At 50.1% G+C, this 21188-nt stretch carries 16 protein-coding genes; 10 read left to right on the top strand and 6 right to left on the bottom strand.

All coding sequences use genetic code 11. The annotated features are described in order from the left end of the window. The first annotated feature begins 1 nt into the window (after window position 1). A complete protein-coding gene (locus SK38_RS09590) occupies window positions 2–865 on the top strand; it encodes a dimethyl sulfoxide reductase anchor subunit family protein (RefSeq protein ID WP_048235723.1) in 864 nt (287 codons plus the stop codon). A 110-nt stretch (window positions 866–975) separates the two neighbouring features. Here the strand turns inward: SK38_RS09590 and ycaC are convergent, their stop codons facing one another. Beyond that, complete coding sequence (gene ycaC, locus SK38_RS09585) at window positions 976–1602, bottom strand: isochorismate family cysteine hydrolase YcaC (RefSeq protein ID WP_048235721.1); 627 nt, start codon at window positions 1600–1602, stop codon at window positions 976–978. A 385-nt stretch (window positions 1603–1987) separates the two neighbouring features. Between ycaC and SK38_RS09580 the strand changes: the two genes are divergently transcribed. Together SK38_RS09580 and SK38_RS09575 are read left to right on the top strand one after the other, a co-directional pair. Continuing rightward, window positions 1988–3136: an MFS transporter gene (locus tag SK38_RS09580; protein WP_003831907.1), complete on the top strand. Its 1149-nt coding sequence runs from the start codon at window positions 1988–1990 to the stop codon at window positions 3134–3136. A 213-nt stretch (window positions 3137–3349) separates the two neighbouring features. Then, window positions 3350–4771 carry an amino acid permease gene (locus SK38_RS09575; protein ID WP_003035749.1) on the top strand — a complete coding sequence of 474 codons (1422 nt, stop codon included), beginning with the start codon at window positions 3350–3352 and terminating at the stop codon, window positions 4769–4771. Window positions 4772–4825: 54 nt separating this feature from the next. Here SK38_RS09575 and SK38_RS09570 read toward each other — a convergent pair whose 3' ends face one another. The 5 genes from SK38_RS09570 to ycaO all read right to left on the bottom strand — a co-directional run bounded on the left by SK38_RS09570 (window position 4826) and on the right by ycaO (window position 12121). Next, window positions 4826–5620 (bottom strand): PA3715 family protein, encoded by a 795-nt coding sequence (locus SK38_RS09570; RefSeq protein ID WP_048235720.1) that lies wholly within the window; start codon window positions 5618–5620, stop codon window positions 4826–4828. Window positions 5621–5706: 86 nt separating this feature from the next. Then, entirely contained in the window at window positions 5707–6447 is a 741-nt protein-coding gene (pflA, locus tag SK38_RS09565; RefSeq protein ID WP_003035751.1) for a pyruvate formate lyase 1-activating protein, read from the bottom strand. Window positions 6448–6757: 310 nt separating this feature from the next. Further along, complete coding sequence (pflB, locus tag SK38_RS09560) at window positions 6758–9040, bottom strand: formate C-acetyltransferase (protein ID WP_003035753.1); 2283 nt, start codon at window positions 9038–9040, stop codon at window positions 6758–6760. Between the two features lie 59 nt (window positions 9041–9099). Next, window positions 9100–9957, bottom strand: coding sequence for a formate transporter FocA (gene focA / locus SK38_RS09555; RefSeq protein WP_003831909.1), 858 nt, complete (start codon window positions 9955–9957; stop codon window positions 9100–9102). Window positions 9958–10360: 403 nt separating this feature from the next. Continuing rightward, window positions 10361–12121: a 30S ribosomal protein S12 methylthiotransferase accessory factor YcaO gene (ycaO, locus tag SK38_RS09550; protein WP_020996515.1), complete on the bottom strand. Its 1761-nt coding sequence runs from the start codon at window positions 12119–12121 to the stop codon at window positions 10361–10363. A gap of 136 nt (window positions 12122–12257) precedes the next feature. On the opposite strand from ycaO, the gene SK38_RS09545 reads away from it, so the two are divergent. From SK38_RS09545 to SK38_RS09515, 7 genes are all read left to right on the top strand, one after another. Continuing rightward, entirely contained in the window at window positions 12258–12950 is a 693-nt protein-coding gene (locus SK38_RS09545) for a DUF421 domain-containing protein (protein ID WP_048235718.1), read from the top strand. Window positions 12951–13162: 212 nt separating this feature from the next. Further along, complete coding sequence (gene serC, locus SK38_RS09540; protein ID WP_032942886.1) at window positions 13163–14251, top strand: 3-phosphoserine/phosphohydroxythreonine transaminase; 1089 nt, start codon at window positions 13163–13165, stop codon at window positions 14249–14251. 69 nt (window positions 14252–14320) lie between these two features. Continuing rightward, complete coding sequence (gene aroA, locus SK38_RS09535) at window positions 14321–15604, top strand: 3-phosphoshikimate 1-carboxyvinyltransferase (RefSeq protein ID WP_048235717.1); 1284 nt, start codon at window positions 14321–14323, stop codon at window positions 15602–15604. A gap of 171 nt (window positions 15605–15775) precedes the next feature. Beyond that, window positions 15776–16459, top strand: a complete 684-nt coding sequence (gene cmk, locus SK38_RS09530; RefSeq protein WP_003831921.1) for a (d)CMP kinase — start codon at window positions 15776–15778, stop codon at window positions 16457–16459. Between the two features lie 113 nt (window positions 16460–16572). Further along, on the top strand, window positions 16573–18246 hold the full coding sequence (gene rpsA, locus SK38_RS09525) for a 30S ribosomal protein S1 (RefSeq protein ID WP_003035776.1): 1674 nt from the start codon (window positions 16573–16575) through the stop codon (window positions 18244–18246). Window positions 18247–18405: 159 nt separating this feature from the next. After that, window positions 18406–18690, top strand: a complete 285-nt coding sequence (gene ihfB / locus SK38_RS09520; RefSeq protein WP_003035780.1) for an integration host factor subunit beta — start codon at window positions 18406–18408, stop codon at window positions 18688–18690. 206 nt (window positions 18691–18896) lie between these two features. Continuing rightward, the gene (locus tag SK38_RS09515) at window positions 18897–21161 is read left to right on the top strand and encodes a ComEC family protein (RefSeq protein WP_048235715.1); all 2265 of its coding nucleotides are present in this window, start codon (window positions 18897–18899) and stop codon (window positions 21159–21161) included. The last annotated feature ends 27 nt before the right edge of the window (window positions 21162–21188 follow it).

The raw sequence follows: 21188 nt of genomic DNA, 5'->3' as shown, positions 1-21188 counted from the left end.
GATGGGAAGTGGATGGCATGAATGGCCGCTGATGATCTTCACGGTCTTTGGACAGTGTGTGGTTGGCGGTTTTATTGTTCTGGCGCTGGTGTTGATGAAAGGGGGCTTACGCCCAGAATCGCAGCAACGCGTAATTACCTGCATGTTTGGGCTTTGGGTATTAATGGGCATTGGTTTTATTGCCTCTATGCTCCACCTGGGCTCACCGATGCGCGCCTTTAACTCACTCAATCGCGTTGGGTCATCTGCGTTGAGTAACGAAATTGCCAGCGGCTCACTCTTCTTTGCCGTTGGCGGTATCGGCTGGCTGCTGGCTATGTTGAAGAAAATGTCGCCCGCATTACGCAATCTGTGGTTAGTTGTCACCATGGTGCTGGGTGTGGTTTTTGTCTGGATGATGGTGCGCGTGTATAACACCATCGATACCGTACCGACCTGGTACAGCGTCTGGACACCGCTGGGCTTCTTCCTGACGATGTTTATGGGCGGTCCGCTGCTGGGATATCTGTTACTGAGAATTGCTGGCGTGGATGGTTGGGCGATGCGCCTGCTGCCGGCTATATCAGTGCTTGCTCTGGTCGTGAGTGCCATCATGTCGGTAATGCAGGGGACTGAACTGGCGACGATCCATAGTTCTATTCAACAGGCCTCTGCGCTGGTTCCGGATTACGGTTCGCTGATGGCGTGGCGGATTGTGGCACTGGCGTTAGCGTTGTGCTGCTGGATAGTACCGCAAGTGAAGGGTTACCAGCCTGCCGTTCCGTTGCTTTCTGTCGCGTTTATTCTGCTGTTAGTCGGCGAGCTGATTGGTCGTGGCGTGTTCTACGGGCTGCATATGACCGTCGGTATGGCGGTGGCGAGTTAATCCATAATACGCCGGATGGCGCCTCGTGCTTTATCAAGCCTACAATATCCGTAGGCCTTAAAGCTGCGCGCTATCCGGCTACATGTCAGGTCAGGGTTTTGCCCCAGTCTTTACTTCTGCTTAGTTAACGTGTCATAGCTGGTCATCAGATTGCGATAATCCGGAATGTGATTAGAGAACAACGTCGCCAGACCTTCGATATCGTTGCGCCAGTCGCGGTGCAGTTCGCATGCTACTCCGAACCATGTCATCAATTGAGCGCCTGCTTGAGACATCCGATCCCATGCTGAATGGCGGGTAATTTCATTAAACGTGCCTGAAGCATCGGTGACAACAAAGACGTCAAAACCTTCTTCAATAGCCGAGAGCGCTGGGAAAGCGACGCAAACTTCCGTCACGACACCAGCGATAATCAGCTGCTTTTTGCCGGTCGCTTTTACTGCTTTCACGAAATCTTCGTTATCCCATGCGTTAATGTTTCCTGGGCGAGCAATGTAGGGCGCATCCGGAAATTGAGCTTTCAGTTCCGGTACCAGCGGTCCGTTTGGTCCTGTCTCAAAACTGGTTGTCAGAATGGTTGGGAGGTTGAAGTATTTTGCTAAGTCACCGAGCGCAAGCACGTTGTTTTTAAATTTATCGGGATCGATATCCCGAACCAGAGAGAGCAGGCCAGCCTGATGGTCGACCAGCAGTACTGCCGCATTTTCTTTATCAAGTCTTACGTAAGGTTTAGTCATGGTATTTCTCCTGTTCAGTATCAGTGGGGGAAATTTGATGAGTTTAAGTCTACGAAAAGAACGATATTTGGATTAGATAGATAAATAAGAACTCACTGTTCTATTTTGAAGACAATGCAGCTCAGCATCCCGCATAGAGTTTAGTAAGAAATAAAAGTAAGGGGAGTCCATGAAATTTTTCGACTGAACGTAACGCGAGATTTTTGTTTTAGATCAATAAAAACAAGCAGATGTGTTTTTGTATTTTTTATCTATTCACATTAAGAATCAGTAATGCAAATCGATCGACCAGAAAGCGCCTCAGCCCTCTGATTCCGCCGATTGACAATGTTTTTAGCAGTGGCATGATGCGCATGAAATTTGAACTTCCTCACGGTTTTTATTCATGTCCACCTATACCCGTCCCGTCATGCTATTGCTGTGCGGGCTACTTCTGTTGACCCTGGCGATCGCCGTGTTAAACACGCTCGTCCCGCTTTGGCTCGCCCATGAAAATCTGCCTACCTGGCAGGTAGGCGTGGTGAGCTCGTCTTACTTTACCGGTAATCTGGTAGGGACGTTGCTGACAGGGTATTTAATAAAACACCTTGGTTTTAACCGCAGCTATTACATCGCCTCGCTTATTTTTGCCGCGGGCTGTGTCGGGTTGGGGATTATGGTGGGATTCTGGAGCTGGATGACATGGCGTTTTATCGCCGGTGTTGGCTGCGCCATGATCTGGGTGGTCGTGGAAAGCGCGCTGATGTGCAGCGGGACGTCCCGTAATCGCGGACGGTTACTTGCCGCCTATATGATGATCTATTATGTGGGAACGTTTTTAGGCCAACTGCTGGTTAGTAAAGTATCAACAGAATTGATGAACGTCCTGCCGTGGGTGACGGGTACTATCCTGGCGGGTGTTTTGCCACTGCTCTTTACGCGCATTGCTAATCAGCAGGGCGATGAACAGCAGTCTACGCCTATTGTCTCCATGCTGAGGTTGCGTCAGGCGCGCCTGGGCGTTAATGGCTGCATTATTTCCGGGATCGTGCTGGGGTCTTTGTATGGCCTGATGCCGCTGTATCTCAACCATCAGGGGGTGAGCAACGCCAGCATTGGTTTCTGGATGGCGGTTCTGGTAAGTGCCGGTATTCTGGGGCAATGGCCGATTGGCCGTCTGGCGGATAAGCTGGGACGTCTGCTGGTTTTACGCGTCCAGGTCTTCGTGGTGATCGTCGGGAGTATCGCCATGCTGAACCAGGCGGCGATGGCACCCGCGTTGTTTATGTTGGGTGCGGCAGGCTTTACCCTCTATCCGGTCGCGATGGCCTGGGCCTGTGAAAAGGTGGAACATCATCAGTTGGTCGCCATGAATCAGGCATTGCTATTGAGCTATACCGTGGGCAGTCTGCTGGGACCTTCGTTTACTGCGATGCTGATGCAGAATTATTCAGATAGCTTGCTGTTTATCATGATCGCCAGCGTATCGTTTATTTATTTACTAATGCTGCTGCGTAAGACGGGCCATACGCCCAATTCCATTGCGCACATTTGACCTGATTTAACAGAATATGAACAGGTTCCCATACATACTGTTTATGTATGCTTTATGGGAACCTGCATTATTTAATCGCACACGTCTGTCCTGAAAATAAAGTGTGCAGAAGGTTATAGTTTTACATCCTGCCGTTTCCGCTCGCTCATTTTACCGCGCATAATCCCACGCCTCATATATTGATAATCAAAAAGCTTCCACAAAGGATTGCGTATGGCTGGTGTGCAGGAAAAACAATTGCGATGGTACAACATTGCATTAATGTCATTTATTACCGTCTGGGGTTTTGGTAACGTCGTCAACAACTATGCTAATCAGGGATTGGTTGTTGTCTCCTCCTGGATATTTATTTTCGCGCTCTATTTTATTCCTTATGCGTTGATCGTCGGGCAGCTTGGCTCAACCTTTAAAGAGGGTAAAGGCGGTGTCAGTACCTGGATTAAACATACCATGGGGCCAGGGTTGGCCTATCTTGCTGCCTGGACCTATTGGGTTGTTCATATACCTTATCTGGCGCAAAAACCGCAGGCTATTCTGATTGCGCTGGGATGGGCGCTGAAGGGCGATGGTTCGTTGATTAAAGAGTACACCGTCGTGGCGTTGCAGGGGCTGACGCTGGCGCTGTTTGTCTTTTTCATGTGGGTTGCGTCCCGTGGCATGAAGTCACTGAAAATTGTTGGGTCAGTTGCAGGCATCGCGATGTTTGTGATGTCCATTTTGTATGTCGTGATGGCGGTAACCGCGCCTGCAATTACGGATGTGCAAATAGCGACAACCAATATCACCTGGGAATCGTTTATCCCGCACATCGATTTTACCTACATTACTACGATCTCCATGCTGGTCTTTGCCGTGGGCGGTGCGGAGAAAATTTCGCCATACGTTAATCAGACACGTAATCCGGGCAAAGAATTTCCAAAAGGGATGCTCGTTCTGGCTGTTATGGTAGCGGTATGCGCGATTCTCGGGTCGCTGGCTATGGGAATGATGTTTGACTCCCGGCATATTCCAGATGACCTGATGACGAATGGTCAATATTACGCCTTCCAGAAATTGGGTGAGTATTATGGTATGGGTAATTCGCTGATGGTTATTTACGCGATTGCCAATACGCTGGGACAGATTGCGGCATTGGTATTTTCTATTGATGCACCGCTTAAAGTTCTGCTGGGTGATGCTGATCGTAAATATATTCCCGAGAGCCTGTGTAAAACCAACGCTTCCGGTACGCCGGTAAATGGTTATATTCTGACGCTGGTGCTGGTGGCGATTTTGATTATGTTGCCAACACTGGGAATTGGCGATATGAACAACCTGTATAAATGGCTATTGAATCTTAACTCTGTCGTGATGCCATTGCGTTATTTATGGGTGTTTGTGGCGTTCATTGCCGTTATTCGCCTGGCGCAAAAATATAAATCGGAATATGTCTTTATTCGCAACCGCTCGCTTGCGATGACCGTGGGGATCTGGTGCTTTGCCTTTACCGCATTTGCCTGTCTGACCGGGATTTTCCCGAAAATGGAAGCCTTTACCCCTGAGTGGACATTCCAGCTCACGCTGAATATCGTGACGCCATTTGTGCTGGTTGGGCTGGGATTGATTTTCCCGCTACTGGCGAGAAGAGGACGCTAAAGACAAGTGTGGCAGAAGAGCAGGAGATAGTGATGCTATCTCCTGCTTTGCCTCTCAAAACAACGGGGACAGTTCTTTTGGGATGGTATACTGTTTGCCATCATAACGCAGTACCCAACTGGCTTTCCCCGGTTTATCCTTTGATGCACACTGCTCGTTGGCGTCTGTATAGGCCGTTGATTCCACGTTTTTCTCGTTTACCCGAATATCGAAGTATCCATTATGTGAATCAGGCGCAAGGGCAAGGGTGCGTTTAATATCGTGGAATGTTCCCACACAGTTCCCGTCCCATTCACCGGTGCTATTCTCAAGTACGATTCCGTTTAATACCGCCCGTAGTTGATTATTTTCAATAACAAACAGCGATAGCGCATCTTCACTAAAAGGATTTACACGGGAACTGCCGGTGCGGGCGACTCGTAAGCCAAATGCGGTCTGATCTGGGGTAACTTTCCAGCGCGCAGTATCCAGCGCCAGACCGGTAATTTGAATGGCATCGTCATTCATACGTTCGGGCAGGCGTAGCCGCTGTTTTACGTCGAGGTTTGTGGAATCCAGTACCAGAAGCTCCAGATCGCCAATGCGATCGTAATCGCTATATTGTTGTGCCATCAGCGGAATCGCCGCTAGGGTCAGTTCCGGGTGGGCTGGCCAGACACGGCAAAGTGCGCTTTGCGGTGAGTTACCTGTGATATCGATAACCTGATTATGTTGTGTGAGTAGCTTGCCTTCCGCTGTCGGTTTTGCATCTGGCCACGCATGTTGCACAATGGCGTTGATATCACAGTTGCTGGCGGCATTTACGTATTGGACAGATAACAGCAACATGCCAGAAATGAATAACCGCATGGCGTCCTTTCCTTTAATTCGAGTGGTTGTCGCTTAGATAGCAAAACGGCTGCCGTTCAGGGCAGCCGTTTCGTGGTGGCTAAAACTCAATACATCACTTTATGTCCATATTGCTCGAGAATGCCCTTCACGCGCTCCATGGTCTCTTTCTTCGGTGGTTTGACGCCATCCAGTTTGTACTCTTCGCCCATTGCCACCCATTTGTGTTTGCCCAGCTCGTGGTAAGGCAGCAGCTCGATTTTTTCAACGTTACCCATATCGCGGGTAAATTCGCCGAGGCGGTGTGCGGAGTCATCGTCATCAGACCAGCCAGGTACGACAACATAGCGGATCCACACTTTGATGTCTTTATTTGACAGGTAACGCGCGAACTCCAGCGTACGATGGTTAGATACGCCGACCAGATTCTGATGGATTTCATCGTTCATCTGTTTGAGATCGAGCATGACCAGATCGGTGACTTCCAGCAGCTCATCGATCACCGGATCGTAGCGGCGAACAAAACCGTTGGTATCCAGACAGGTATGAATACCTTCTTTTTTACAGGCTCGGAACCAGTCACGTACGAATTCAGCTTGCAGGATAGCTTCGCCGCCAGACGCCGTCACGCCGCCGCCGGATGCGTTCATAAAGTGGCGATAGGTCACCACCTCTTTCATTAATTCGTCGACGGTGACTTCTTTACCGCCGTGTGTATCCCACGTGTCACGGTTATGGCAATACAGGCAGCGCATCAGGCAGCCCTGAAAGAAGGTAATAAAGCGGATGCCCGGGCCATCAACAGTGCCACAGGATTCAAAGGAGTGAATGCGACCAATAACTGACATTGCGGTGTTTCTCCAGGTGTGGCCCATCCGGGGCCAGTGTTAGTGCACAGTTATTAACTGTGTCGAGTCTGTTTTGGCTGCTATCCATACTTTTCGTCTTTCAAGCTGCATCTTTGTTAGCTTCCTTCGCTCACCCCAGTCACGTACTTCTGTACGCTCCAGGGGATTCACTCCGTTGCCGCCTCAATGCAACTCGAAATCCATCGAGTATATAAGTATAGATAGCTGACAAAGCAGGCTATTAAAAAGGCCCCACTTACGTGGAGCCTTTATTGTACGCTTTTTAAAGTACGATTTCAGTCAAAACCAATTACATGGTCTGAGTGAAGGTACGAGTAATAACGTCCTGCTGCTGTTCTTTAGTCAGGGAGTTAAAACGTACTGCGTAGCCAGAAACGCGGATGGTCAGCTGCGGATATTTTTCCGGATGTTCCATCGCATCCAGCAGCATTTCGCGGTTCATGACGTTCACGTTCAGGTGCTGACCACCTTCGATGGACGCTTCGTGGTGGAAGTAACCATCCATCAGACCAGCCAGGTTGGTCTTACGAACTTCGTCGTCTTTACCCAGAGCGTTCGGAACGATAGAGAAGGTGTAAGAAATACCATCTTTAGCGTAAGCAAACGGCAGTTTAGCAACGGAGGTCAGAGAGGCAACAGCACCTTTCTGGTCACGACCGTGCATTGGGTTAGCACCCGGTCCGAACGGCGCGCCAGCACGACGACCATCTGGGGTGTTACCAGTTTTCTTACCATAAACCACGTTAGAGGTGATGGTCAGAACAGACTGAGTCGGGATAGCGTTACGATAAGTAGTCAGTTTCTGAATTTTCTTCATGAAACGTTCTACCAGGTCAACCGCCATGTCATCAACGCGAGAGTCGTTGTTACCAAACTGCGGGTATTCGCCTTCGATTTCGAAGTCGATAGCCAGACCGTCTTCGTCACGAATCGGTTTAACTTTCGCATATTTGATTGCAGACAGGGAGTCAGCAGCAACGGACAGACCAGCGATACCACACGCCATGGTGCGGATAACGTCACGGTCGTGCAGCGCCATCAGAGAGGCTTCGTAGCTGTACTTGTCGTGCATGTAGTGGATAACGTTCAGCGCGGTGACGTACTGTTTAGCCAGCCAATCCATGAAGTGATCCATGCGGTCCATAACTTCGTCGAAGTTCAGAACGTCGCCTTTGATCGGTTCAGATTTAGGACCAACCTGCATTTTCAGTTTTTCATCAACGCCACCGTTGATTGCGTACAGCATGGTTTTCGCCAGGTTTGCACGCGCACCGAAGAACTGCATTTGTTTACCAACAACCATCGGGCTTACGCAGCAAGCGATAGCGTAGTCGTCGTTGTTGAAGTCCGGACGCATCAGGTCATCGTTCTCGTACTGCAGAGAAGAGGTGTCGATGGACACTTTAGCGGCGAATTTCTTGAAGTTCAGAGGCAGTTTTTCAGACCACAGAACAGTGATGTTCGGCTCCGGAGAAGGACCCATGGTGTACAGGGTGTTCAGGAAGCGGAAGCTGTTTTTGGTAACCAGAGTACGGCCATCAACGCCCATACCACCGATTGATTCAGTTGCCCAAATCGGGTCACCGGAGAACAGTTCATCATATTCAGGAGTACGCAGGAAGCGAACCATACGCAGTTTCATGACCAGGTGGTCGATCATTTCCTGTGCGTCTTGCTCGGTGATTTTGCCTGCTTTCAGGTCACGTTCGATGTAAGCATCCAGGAAGGTGGATACGCGACCGAAGGACATTGCTGCACCGTTCTGAGATTTAACTGCGGCCAGGTAGCCGAAGTAAGTCCACTGGATAGCTTCCTGAGCGTTGGTAGCCGGACCAGAGATATCGCAGCCATATTTAGCAGCCATTTCTTTGATCTGACCCAGAGCGCGGTGCTGTTCAGCGATTTCTTCACGCAGACGGATAGTTGCTTCCAGGTTTACGCCGTTTTCCAGATCGGACTGCAGAGAGACGAACTGAGCGTATTTGTCTTTCATCAGGTAGTCGATACCGTACAGCGCAACGCGACGGTAGTCACCGATGATACGGCCACGGCCATACGCATCTGGCAGACCAGTCAGAACACCGGATTTACGGCAGTTCAGAATGTCTTTGGTGTAAACATCGAATACGCCCTGGTTGTGGGTTTTGCGGTATTCGGTGAAGATTTTTTTCAGCATCGGGTCCAGTTCGCGATTGTACGCTTTGCAGGAACCTTCAACCATTTTGATGCCGCCAAACGGAATGATCGCACGTTTCAGCGGAGCTTCAGTCTGCAGACCAACAATCTTCTCGAGCGCTTTGTTGATGTAGCCAGCGTCGTGAGAAGTGATGGTAGAAGCAACGGAGGTGTCAAAGTCAACAGGCGCGTGAGTGCGGTTTTCCTGTTTAACGCCTTCCATCACGCTGTCCCACAGTGCAGTGGTCGCATCAGTTGCGCCAGCCAGGAAGGACTCGTCACCCTCATACGGAGTGTAGTTTTTCTGAATGAAGTCACGTACGTTTACTTCATTCTGCCAATCACCTTTGGTAAAACCTTCCCAGGCTGTGGCTAACTTTTCATTAAGCTCGGACATGTAACACCTACCTTCTTAAGTGGATTTTTTATTTACTGCGTGTAATGGGCATCAACAGATTAATGATGATCGTTACCACGCAGATAAATGACCCAGTATGTCAACCCGACCAACAAACCGCCGCCGATAATGTTACCGATCGTAACCGGAATCAGGTTATCGGTGATGAAATTCATCACGGTCAGGTGAGAAAAATTCTCCGGAGAAGACCCAACTGCGGTCCAGAATTCCGGGGTGGCGAAATCGCGTATTACAATACCCATAGGGATCATAAACATGTTTGCGATACTGTGCTCAAAACCGCTGGCAACAAACATTGCGACCGGTAATACCATGATAAACGCTTTGTCCATCAGGCTGCGGCCTGAGTAGCTCATCCATACGGCCAGACACACCATCAGGTTAGCCAGGATACCAAGGCTCACTGCCTCAACAAAAGTATGGTGCACTTTGTGGTCGGCTGTTTGCAGAACGTTGAGCCCCCATGCGCCGTTGGCGGTCATATACTCGCCAGAAAGCCACATGAGTAACACAAAGATCAGAGCGCCAATCAGGTTGCCGACATAAACGTTAAGCCAGTTTTTCGCTAACTGACCCCAGGTAATACGACCACTGGCTTTAGCAACGACGATCAGTACGGTTGAAGTGAAGAGGTCTGCACCGCAGACAACACAAAGGATCAGCCCCAGGGAAAAGCAGATACCACCTACTAATTTCGCCATGCCGAAAGGCATAGTACCAGTGCCGGTTGTGGCGGTGATATAGAAAACAAAGGCAATTGAAATGAATACACCGGCAGTAATTGCCAGATAGAACGTCTTAAGCGGATGTTTCGTTGCTTTATAGACGCCTGCTTCTTCGGCAACTTTGGCCATTGCAGCAGGTAGAATAAGATCAAAAGGGTTGTCAGCTTTCACACTAACTCTCTCTTTATTAAGTCGGCGACGAGATACTAACAAAGCATTATAGATGAGAATTTGATATAGATCATATCTCGCCTGGCTTATAGGCCCGTAAGACGCATGGTTTTTATGCGATTACGGTGTAACATGTTGATTATCCATATAAAAATAAATTTTAAAATTTATAAAGTGAGTTGAATTTTTTCTTTCAGCCTCCTATGGGATGGTTAATTAAAATGGAGTAATTGAGATAAAAAACCACATTAATAAGCTAATTTTTTAATATCAACCACTAATATTTAACCTTGCTTTTACATTTATTTTTTGGTTTGACCAAAATAAAAAACGGGGCGCTTTAAGCGCCCCGTAATATAGCTCAGACAATACATTTAGCCTACTCGAGGCAAGTTGTTTGTCACTATTTTGACCAGTGTGCCGCTTTCGCGCGTTGCAATTTCTCATAGGCTTTCAGCAGAGACTGATGTGCCGGGAATGCGTGCAGATCGCTGTCTACTGGCTGAAGTCCATAAAACGGCGCTTCACCACTCAGTGCCGCACTTGCCGCTTCAACCGCCTCAGCGCCGTACATGCGGACGAATGCGTTCAGATACTGCAGCGGCTGACGGTCTTCTTCCTGAGACAGTAGCAACAATGTTTGCAGGCAGCGATAGTAGTTTGCACGTTCCGCGCTAAAGACGGAGGCGTTAAATTCCATCGTCCATTCGGTCCACACCAGGGCCTGCTCCAGATCGCCACCGGCCAGCGCCAGCATCACTTTAAGCTCGCCAATACGCAGGGTGTACCAACCGTTATCCGCACCGGTCGCCAGACCGAGCAGCTCGCGCACGCGGGTGAAGTCGTCAAAACCTTCTTCATCCAACTGTTCAATCAGATTGAGGTAGTCTTCTTTATCCCACTCACTGCCTGGCAGAGAGAGAATGGTGTCACGCAGATGGGTGCCCATAGCGTTGTTGGCTAACCACAGATCTTCTGCCGGATAGATGTCAGACATTCCCGGAACAATAATGCGGCACGCGTAAACGCCCAGGTGCTCATAGTCAGCGATATACACTTCTTTATCTTCAGCATTGAAGATGGCCATCAGGGTGGCGAACTCTTCTTCCGTGGTGCCGGAGAAATTCCAGTCAACGAACGGATAGTCGGCATCCTGCTTGAACAGATCCCAGGAGATCAGACCGCTGGAATCGATGAAGTGAGTTTCAAGGTTGGTATGTTCTGCCACTTCCTCATCGTCGAAGGTCGGTGGGGTGAAGACATCAAGATCCTTCAGACCACGGCCCTGCAGCAGTTCAGTCACGGTACGCTCCAGCGCAACGCCGAAATCCGGGTGTGCGCCGAAGGAGGCAAAGCAGGTACCGTTGGCTGGGTTGAACAGGACAACGCAAATCACCGGATACTTGCCGCCCAGCGAGCCATCGTAGGCAAAAATTGGGAAACCTTCCGCTTCCAGTGTGGCGATGGACTCCACCACTGCCGGATAGCGCGCCATCACCTCGGCCGGGATTTCCGGCAGGCTGATGCTTTCGGCGATAATACGGTTCTTCACATGGCGCTCAAAGACTTCAGACAGGCCCTGAACGCGAGCTTCGTTAGGTGTGTTACCCGCAGACATGCCGTTAGAAACATACAGGTTGCCGATAATATTCATCGGAATGTAGACGGTCTGGTTATCAGACTGGCGGGTAAACGGCAGGCCACAGACGCCACGCTCTTCATTACCAGACTGTAGATCGATAAGCATGCTGCCGGTCAGTTCGTTATCTGGATCGTAAAATGCACGCAGACGCGCATCCAGTAAACCTTCTGGAACATCGTCTTCTTCAGTCAGCGGGAACCATTTTTCGTTCGGGTAATGTACGAACGGGCCATTGGCGATAGTTTCGCCCAGCCAGAAATCTGCAAAGAAGTAGTTAGTCGACAGACGCTCAAAGTATTCGCCCAGCGCAGAAGCCAGCGCCGCTTTTTTTGTCGCGCCTTTACCGTTGGTGAAGCACAGCGCGCATTCTTTGTCGCGAATATGTACAGACCAGACGTTAGGGACGGGATTCAACCACGAAGCTTCTTCAATTTGAAAACCGAGGTCGAGCAATTTTTGCTGGAAGCGAGCGATGGAGTCTTCCAGAGCGGCATCTTTGCCGGGGATAAATGTTTGCGTCATGAAAATCACTTTTGTCGTACGGAAAGCGCGCAATGATACGGGTTTTCAATGAACGGCGCTATCGTCGCCGGAGCCCATGCGTAAATAAAAGCATTGGCTATGCTTTCTTACAGCCAATCACGTTTAGAGCATATTAATGAAAGCTTTCGATTTACACCGTATGGCGCTTGATAAGGTGCCCATGGATTTTCTGGGGGAAGTTGCGCTACGCAGCCTTTACACCTTTATATTGGTTTTTCTGTTTTTAAAAATCACCGGACGTCGTGGCGTACGCCAGATGTCGCTTTTTGAAGTCCTTATCATCCTTACGCTGGGTTCCGCCGCGGGAGACGTGGCGTTTTATGACGATGTTCCGATGCTGCCGGTGCTGGTGGTCTTTATTACTCTTGCTGTGCTGTATCGGCTGGTAATGTGGCTAATGGCGCATAGTGAAAAAATGGAGGACCTGCTGGAGGGCAAACCCGTTGTGATCATTGAAGACGGCGAGCTGGCATGGTCAAAGCTCAATAGCGCCAATATGACGGAATTTGAATTCTTTATGGAACTGCGTTTGAACGGCGTGGAGCAATTGGGACAAGTGAAACTGGCTATTCTGGAGACGAATGGGCAAATCAGCGTCTACTTCTTTGCCGATGAAGACGTAAAACCGGGTCTTAGCATTCTGCCTAAACATTGTACGCAGCGATTTAAGGTGGTACCTGAAACAGGCGACTATGCATGCGTACGGTGTAGTGAAGTGGTGCAAATGAGCGCGGGGGATCATCAATTATGTCCGCGCTGTGCAAATCCAGAATGGTCGAAGGCCAGCCGGGCAAAACGGGTTACCTGACAGCAAAAATCTCGGTTTTTACCCGTCAATCCGATAGATTCTGTTGTGTGACCGATGACACATTTTTACCCTTGCCAGTTTTACCCATTGCGGCGCGTGTCACTGAATGATAAAACCGATATCCACAGGAATAACTTATACCAATGTCTGTCACCGGATTATCGTCAATGACAGGATGTTGATTGGACAACAACACAACGTGGTGAGGGGAAATGGCTCAGGTCTTCAATTTTAGTTCAGGTCCGGCAATGTTACCGGCAGAAGTACTTAAACTGGCTCAACAGGATCTTTGTGACTGGAACGGTCTTGGCACGTCAGTGATGGAAATTAGCCACCGTGGCAAAGAATTCATCCAGGTCGCAGAGGAAGCGGAGCAGGATTTTCGCGATCTTCTCAGCATCCCCTCCAACTATAAAGTGTTGTTCTGCCATGGCGGTGGTCGCGGGCAGTTCGCGGGTATCCCGTTAAATATTCTGGGCGATAAAACCACCGCGGATTACGTCGATGCCGGTTATTGGGCCGCCAGCGCAATTAAAGAAGCGAAAAAATACTGCACGCCAAACGTTATTGATGCCAAAGTCACCGTGGACGGCCTGCGTGCTGTTAAGCCGATGAGTGAATGGCAACTTTCTGATAACGCGGCATACCTGCACTATTGCCCGAACGAAACCATCGATGGCATAGCGATCGATGAAACGCCGAATTTTGCCAGCAACGTTGTGGTCACGGCGGATCTGTCCTCTACCATTCTTTCCGCACCGCTTGACGTTAGTCGTTATGGCGTAATTTATGCCGGGGCACAGAAAAATATCGGCCCGGCCGGTCTGACGATTGTCATCGTCCGTGAAGATTTGCTGGGTAAAGCTCATGTCTCATGCCCGTCAATCCTCGACTATACCGTGCTGAATGACAACGATTCCATGTTCAATACGCCGCCAACCTTTGCCTGGTATCTGTCTGGCCTGGTCTTTAAATGGCTGAAAAAGCAGGGCGGTGTTAATGCGATGGATAAAATTAACCAGCAAAAAGCGGAATTGCTCTACGGCGTAATCGATAACAGCGATTTCTACCGTAACGATGTGGCGAAATCCAACCGTTCACGCATGAACGTACCGTTCCAGTTGGCTGACAGCGCATTGGATAAACTGTTCCTGGAAGAGTCTTTTGCTGCGGGCCTGCACGCGCTGAAAGGGCATCGTGTAGTCGGCGGTATGCGTGCGTCCATCTACAATGCCATGCCGCTTGAAGGTGTTAAAGCACTGACCGATTTCATGGTCGATTTCGAACGCCGCCGCGGCTAATCTGCTGTACTTTTCATCCCCACAGCCCGTCTGTGGGGTTTTTATGTCTGTTTTTGAGAGTCGAGTTTCATGGAATCCCTGACGTTACAACCCATTGCGCGGGTGGATGGCACCATCAATCTGCCTGGATCCAAAAGTGTTTCTAACCGCGCTTTGCTGCTGGCTGCATTAGCCAATGGCACCACTGTCCTGGCCAATCTGCTGGACAGCGATGATGTTCGCCATATGCTCAATGCTCTGAATGCGTTAGGGATTAGCTATACCCTTTCTGCCGATCGTACCCGCTGCGAGATAATTGGCAATGGCGGTGCGTTGCACGCAGAAGGTGCAGTTGAGCTGTTCCTTGGCAACGCCGGAACCGCAATGCGCCCGCTGGCCGCAGCGCTATGTCTGGGCAGCAATGACATCGTGCTGACGGGCGAACCGCGCATGAAAGAGCGCCCGATTGGCCATCTGGTTGATGCGCTGCGCCAGGGCGGAGCCAAAATTGACTATCTGGAGCAGGAAAACTATCCCCCTTTACGTCTGCGCGGTGACTTTACCGGAGGCCAGGTTGAGGTAGACGGTAGCGTTTCCAGCCAGTTCCTCACTGCGTTGCTGATGACTGCGCCGCTGGCGCCGCAGGATACGACGATCGCAATTAAAGGTGACCTGGTATCCAAACCTTACATTGATATCACACTGAACCTGATGAAAACGTTTGGTGTTGAAATTGAAAATCAAAACTACCAGCGCTTTGTCGTGAAGGGGCAGCAGCAGTATCAGTCACCGGGTGCATACCTGGTTGAAGGTGATGCTTCTTCCGCTTCCTATTTCCTCGCGGCAGGTGCTATTAAAGGCGGTACGGTAAAAGTTACCGGGATTGGCCGCAACAGCATGCAGGGTGATATTCGTTTTGCCGATGTACTGGAGAAAATGGGCGCAACCATTACATGGGGCGACGATTTTATTGCCTGTACTCACGGCGAGTTGAACGCAGTGGATATGGATATGAACCATATTCCTGATGCGGCGATGACCATTGCAACGGCGGCGCTGTTCGCTAAAGGCACCACGACATTACGTAATATCTACAACTGGCGCGTCAAGGAGACCGATCGTCTGTTCGCGATGGCGACGGAGTTACGCAAAGTGGGCGCGGAAGTGGAAGAGGGGCATGACTTTATCCGCATCACCCCGCCTGCAACATTGCAATTTGCGGACATCGCGACCTACAACGATCACCGCATGGCGATGTGTTTCTCGCTGGTGGCGCTGTCTGACACGCCGGTGACCATTCTTGACCCAAAATGTACCGCCAAAACCTTCCCGGATTATTTCGAACAGCTGGCTCGTATTAGTACATCTGCCTGATTTTATTGCCGCACTTTCGGGTGCGGCACATTCTGACATCTCCGATTGCCTATTTATTCTACACTCAGCTTCAATGATTCTGCATTTTTCACACAAAGATAACGATCGTTGGCGTTGGCGCGTATAATGCGCGGCGTTCACGTTAATGTACGCCCGTTTAAGGAGAAAAAGATGACGGCAATTGCCCCGGTTATTACCATTGATGGCCCAAGTGGTGCAGGTAAAGGCACCTTGTGCAAGGCAATGGCGGAAGCATTGCAGTGGCATCTGTTAGATTCAGGCGCGATCTACCGCGTACTGGCGCTCGCAGCGTTACATCACCATGTTGATGTCACATCTGAAGATGCTCTGGTACCGCTTGCCTCACACCTTGATGTGCGTTTTATCTCAACAGACGGCAACCTGGAAGTCATTCTTGAAGGTGAAGATGTCAGCGGTGAAATACGTACTCAGGAAGTAGCGAATGCCGCCTCTCAGGTTGCGGCGTTTCCCCGTGTGCGTGAAGCGTTATTACGTCGTCAACGCGCATTTCGCGAATCCCCAGGTCTGATTGCTGATGGACGTGATATGGGCACCGTGGTGTTCCCGGATGCGCCAGTGAAAATTTTTCTGGACGCCTCCTCGCAAGAACGTGCGCATAGACGTATGCTACAGTTGCAGGAGAAGGGCTTTAGTGTTAACTTTGAACGCCTTTTGGCCGAGATCGAAGAACGCGATTATCGCGATCGTAATCGTGCTGTAGCGCCGCTGGTTCCCGCTGCTGATGCTTTAGTTTTGGATTCAACCCGATTAAGCATTGAGCAAGTGATTGAAAAAGCGTTACAATACGCGCGCCAAAAACTGGCTCTCGCTTAAGTGCGACCGAATTTGCAGTACCCCCGTTGCAATGGATTGACAGCGGGTATGTTAAACAACCCCATCCGGCATGGAGCCAGGTGGACGTTAAATATGAAACCTGAAGATTAAACATGACTGAATCTTTTGCTCAACTGTTTGAAGAATCCTTAAAAGAAATCGAAACCCGTCCGGGTTCCATCGTTCGTGGTGTTGTTGTTGCTATCGACAAAGACGTAGTACTGGTTGACGCTGGTCTGAAATCTGAGTCCGCCATTCCGGCAGAGCAGTTCAAAAACGCCCAGGGCGAGCTGGAAATCCAGGTTGGTGACGAAGTTGACGTTGCTCTGGATGCAGTAGAAGACGGCTTCGGTGAAACCCTGCTGTCCCGTGAAAAAGCTAAACGTCACGAAGCTTGGATCACGCTGGAAAAAGCTTACGAAGAAGCTGCAACCGTTACTGGTGTTATCAATGGCAAAGTCAAGGGTGGCTTCACTGTTGAGCTGAATGGTATTCGCGCGTTCCTGCCGGGTTCCCTGGTAGACGTTCGTCCGGTCCGCGACACGCTGCACCTGGAAGGCAAAGAGCTTGAATTCAAAGTCATCAAGCTGGATCAGAAGCGTAACAACGTTGTTGTTTCCCGTCGTGCCGTTATCGAATCCGAAAACAGCGCAGAACGCGATCAGCTGCTGGAAAACCTGCAGGAAGGCATGGAAGTTAAAGGTATCGTTAAGAACCTCACTGACTACGGTGCATTCGTTGATCTGGGTGGCGTTGACGGCCTGCTGCACATCACCGACATGGCATGGAAACGCGTTAAGCATCCGAGCGAAATCGTAAACGTTGGCGACGAAATCACTGTTAAAGTGCTGAAGTTCGACCGCGAGCGTACTCGTGTATCTCTGGGCCTGAAACAGCTGGGCGAAGATCCATGGGTAGCTATCGCTAAGCGTTATCCGGAAGGTACCAAACTGACTGGTCGCGTGACCAACCTGACCGACTACGGCTGCTTCGTTGAAATCGAAGAAGGCGTTGAAGGCCTGGTTCACGTTTCCGAAATGGATTGGACCAACAAAAACATCCACCCGTCCAAAGTTGTTAACGTTGGCGATGTAGTGGAAGTTATGGTTCTGGATATCGACGAAGAACGTCGTCGTATCTCCCTGGGTCTGAAGCAGTGCAAAAACAACCCATGGCAGCAGTTCGCGGAAACCCACAACAAGGGTGACCGTGTTGAAGGTAAAATCAAGTCTATCACTGACTTCGGTATCTTCATCGGCCTGGACGGCGGCATCGACGGCCTGGTTCACCTGTCTGACATCTCCTGGAACGTTGCAGGCGAAGAAGCAGTTCGTGAATACAAAAAAGGCGACGAAATCGCAGCAGTTGTTCTGCAGGTTGACGCAGAGCGTGAGCGTATCTCTCTGGGCGTTAAACAGCTCGCAGAAGATCCGTTCAACAACTGGGTTGCACTGAACAAGAAAGGCGCAATCGTAAACGGTAAAGTCACTGCAGTTGACGCTAAAGGCGCAACCGTAGAACTGGCTGACGGCGTTGAAGGTTACCTGCGCGCTTCTGAAGCTTCACGTGACCGCGTTGAAGATGCAACTCTGGTTCTGAGCGTAGGCGACGACGTTGAAGCTAAATTCACCGGCGTTGATCGTAAGAACCGTGCAATCAGCCTGTCTGTTCGTGCTAAAGACGAAGCTGATGAGAAAGATGCAATCGCAACTGTTAACAAACAGGAAGATGCTAACTTCTCTAACAACGCAATGGCTGAAGCTTTCAAAGCAGCTAAAGGCGAGTAATATCGAGTGCTCTAAATCCTTTGTGCTGTTAACGGCACAAAGGGTGACGAGTAGCTTGACAGATTACAGGATTCGTCCTGTAATCAATGACAAAGGGCGGCTACGGCCGCCCTTAATCAATGCAGCAGCTAATTATGCCTTTAAGGAACCGGAGGAATCATGACCAAGTCAGAATTGATTGAAAGACTTGCAACCCAGCAACCTCATATTCCCGCGAAAGCGGTTGAAGATGCAGTTAAAGAGATGCTGGAACATATGGCCTCGACTCTTGCGCAGGGCGAGCGTATTGAAATCCGCGGTTTCGGCAGCTTCTCTTTGCATTACCGCGCACCACGCACCGGACGTAATCCGAAGACCGGCGATAAAGTGGATCTGGAAGGGAAATACGTTCCGCACTTTAAACCAGGTAAAGAACTGCGCGATCGCGCCAATATTTACGGTTAAGTTTTTAGCGAGACTTAACGCCGAGAAAAGCACCCAAATGGGTGCTTTTTTCATTTCTGTCCACCTATCCTGGAATCCTCATCCCAGTTAATTTGTACGTTACAACCATCACTAAATGTCTGCGGAACTCAGGTCGTATAACGATAAATTGATGCCAGACAACCGTCGAAGAGTACTGCACACTCCCTGTAACAGGGAGGTGATTGATGAAAATAACAACGGTGAGTACCTGCGCATTACTCGGCATTCTCCCACTCATGCTATTACCTATGCTGCCAGGCATGTTGTGTATCGGCATTGTATTTTGTCTGGCATGTCTGCTCTGTTTTCTCCCCTACAAATATATGCGTTCCGCCGGACTAACCCTGCTGTTTTTTCTTTGGGGAATCCTGGCCGCGAAAGAGGCTATGTGGGCCGGTAATACGCTGCCTGCGAAAACCCAGCAAGCCATTGTGCGGATAACCGGAACTGACAATATGACAACGCACTACGGCCAGATCACTCACCTTCAGGGGAAACGAATCTTTCCTGCGCAAGGAATCGTCTTGTACGGGCAGTATTTACCCGGTGATGTTTGTGCGGGTCAGACATGGGCGATGACGTTGAAAGTCCGAGCTGTACACGGTCAATTAAACGAAGGCGGATTTGATAGCCAGCGTCACGCATTGGCGCAGCATCAACTGCTGACGGGACGATTCTTGCAGGCTTCGGTAATCACACCACAATGCAGTTTGCGTTCGCGGTATCTCGCCTCGCTGAAAACGGCACTCACCGACTTTCCCTGGCAGCAGGTCATACTGGGTCTGGGAATGGGGGAGCGCTTGTCTGTGTCACAAGAGGTGAAAACGATTATGCGTGATACCGGCACGGCTCATTTGATGGCTATCTCCGGGCTGCATATTGCGTTTGCAGCATTACTGGCCGCAGGATTGATTCGTGCTGGACAGTTTTTTATGCCAACAAGGTGGATTTGCTGGCAGATGCCATTAGTGGGTGGAATTGTCTGCGCCACATTTTATGCCTGGCTGACGGGGCTGCAACCCCCGGCATTACGAACGGTTGTTGCGCTGCTAGTCTGGGGGGCGCTGAGACTTAGCGGCAGGCAGTGGAGTGGATGGTCGGTCTGGATCTGCTGTCTGGCAGCCATCGTGGTGGTGGATCCTGTTGCTGTTCTTTCGCAAAGCCTATGGTTGTCTGCATCCGCCGTTGCGGCACTGCTGTTCTGGTACCAATGGGTACCGCTCCCGGACTGGCCGCTGTCGCGTGCTGGACGTCAATTTCTGGCGCTGGCGCATCTGCAATTGGGTATTACGCTTCTGCTTTTTCCCGTGCAAATCGCAATGTTTCACGGTTTTAGTCTGACCTCGTTTCTGGCAAATTTGTTTGCCGTCCCTTTGGTCACGTTTGTTTCCGTACCCTTGATATTAGCAGGCATGATCGTGCATTTAGCCGGGACGGTGATGGTTGAATCAAGCCTGTGGTATCTAGCGGATCGTTCTCTGGCGCTGCTATTTTTGGGGCTCAGAAGTCTGCCTGAAGGGTGGATCAATATTGATGCGCGCTGGCAATGGCTGGCATTTTTACCCGGAATGATGATTATCGCATGGCGACTAAATATCTTGCGTACGCTACCGGTGATCTGTTTCTCTGTGCTCCTTTTGCTGAGTGGGCCGCTTTGGCGTGCACCGCGTACTGATGTGTGGCAAGTGCATATGCTGGATGTCGGGCAGGGGCTGGCAATGGTGATCGCGCGAAATGGGAAAGCGCTGCTTTACGATACCGGTCTGGCATGGCCTGAAGGCGATAGCGCACAACAGCTGATTATTCCTTGGTTGCGTTGGCATAATCTGGAGCCAGAAGGAATTATTTTAAGCCATGAGCACATGGATCACCGCGGCGGGTTGCACTCCTTACAACAAGCCTGGCCGTCGCTATGGGTAAGAAGTCCGCTGAGCTGGAAAGGTCATCTCCCGTGTTTTCGCGGAGAGCATTGGCAATGGCAAGGGTTAACCTTCAGTGCGCACTGGCCTGTGCGTGGAAATACAGACCAGGGGAATAACCACTCCTGCGTGGTTAAGGTCGATGACGGATATCAGAGTATTCTGCTGACCGGTGATATCGAATCTCCTGCTGAACAAAAAATGCTAAGTCACTATTGGCAGCACCTACAGTCGACGGTGATGCAGGTTCCACATCATGGCAGCAATACTTCATCATCACTGGCACTCATTCAGCGGGTTGACGGGCAGGTCGCACTCGCCTCTGCATCCCGTTACAACGCTTGGCGTCTGCCGTCCTGGAAAGTGAAGCAACGTTATCGGCAACAAAATTATCAATGGCTGGATACCCCCCATCAGGGACAGATTACGCTGGATTTTTATCAAAAAAACTGGCGCATACGCAGCATGCGGGATCAGATTTTACCTCGTTGGTATCATCAGTGGTTTGGCGTGTCGGAGGATAACGGGTAGAATATGCGGCTATTCTAACAAATGCTG

Source organism: Citrobacter sp. MGH110, assembly GCF_001037515.1.
GTDB lineage: Bacteria > Pseudomonadota > Gammaproteobacteria > Enterobacterales > Enterobacteriaceae > Citrobacter > Citrobacter portucalensis.
This window is presented reverse-complemented; position numbering and strand designations above follow the sequence as displayed.

Coding starts and splice junctions, on each gene's coding strand:
- SK38_RS09590 (WP_048235723.1), top strand. CDS start 2: ATGGGAAGTGGATGGCATGAATGGCCGCTGATGATCTTCACGGTCTTT.
- ycaC (WP_048235721.1), bottom strand. CDS start 1,602: ATGACTAAACCTTACGTAAGACTTGATAAAGAAAATGCGGCAGTACTG.
- SK38_RS09580 (WP_003831907.1), top strand. CDS start 1,988: ATGTCCACCTATACCCGTCCCGTCATGCTATTGCTGTGCGGGCTACTT.
- SK38_RS09575 (WP_003035749.1), top strand. CDS start 3,350: ATGGCTGGTGTGCAGGAAAAACAATTGCGATGGTACAACATTGCATTA.
- SK38_RS09570 (WP_048235720.1), bottom strand. CDS start 5,620: ATGCGGTTATTCATTTCTGGCATGTTGCTGTTATCTGTCCAATACGTA.
- pflA (WP_003035751.1), bottom strand. CDS start 6,447: ATGTCAGTTATTGGTCGCATTCACTCCTTTGAATCCTGTGGCACTGTT.
- pflB (WP_003035753.1), bottom strand. CDS start 9,040: ATGTCCGAGCTTAATGAAAAGTTAGCCACAGCCTGGGAAGGTTTTACC.
- ycaO (WP_020996515.1), bottom strand. CDS start 12,121: ATGACGCAAACATTTATCCCCGGCAAAGATGCCGCTCTGGAAGACTCC.
- SK38_RS09545 (WP_048235718.1), top strand. CDS start 12,258: ATGAAAGCTTTCGATTTACACCGTATGGCGCTTGATAAGGTGCCCATG.
- serC (WP_032942886.1), top strand. CDS start 13,163: ATGGCTCAGGTCTTCAATTTTAGTTCAGGTCCGGCAATGTTACCGGCA.
- aroA (WP_048235717.1), top strand. CDS start 14,321: ATGGAATCCCTGACGTTACAACCCATTGCGCGGGTGGATGGCACCATC.
- cmk (WP_003831921.1), top strand. CDS start 15,776: ATGACGGCAATTGCCCCGGTTATTACCATTGATGGCCCAAGTGGTGCA.
- rpsA (WP_003035776.1), top strand. CDS start 16,573: ATGACTGAATCTTTTGCTCAACTGTTTGAAGAATCCTTAAAAGAAATC.
- ihfB (WP_003035780.1), top strand. CDS start 18,406: ATGACCAAGTCAGAATTGATTGAAAGACTTGCAACCCAGCAACCTCAT.
- SK38_RS09515 (WP_048235715.1), top strand. CDS start 18,897: ATGAAAATAACAACGGTGAGTACCTGCGCATTACTCGGCATTCTCCCA.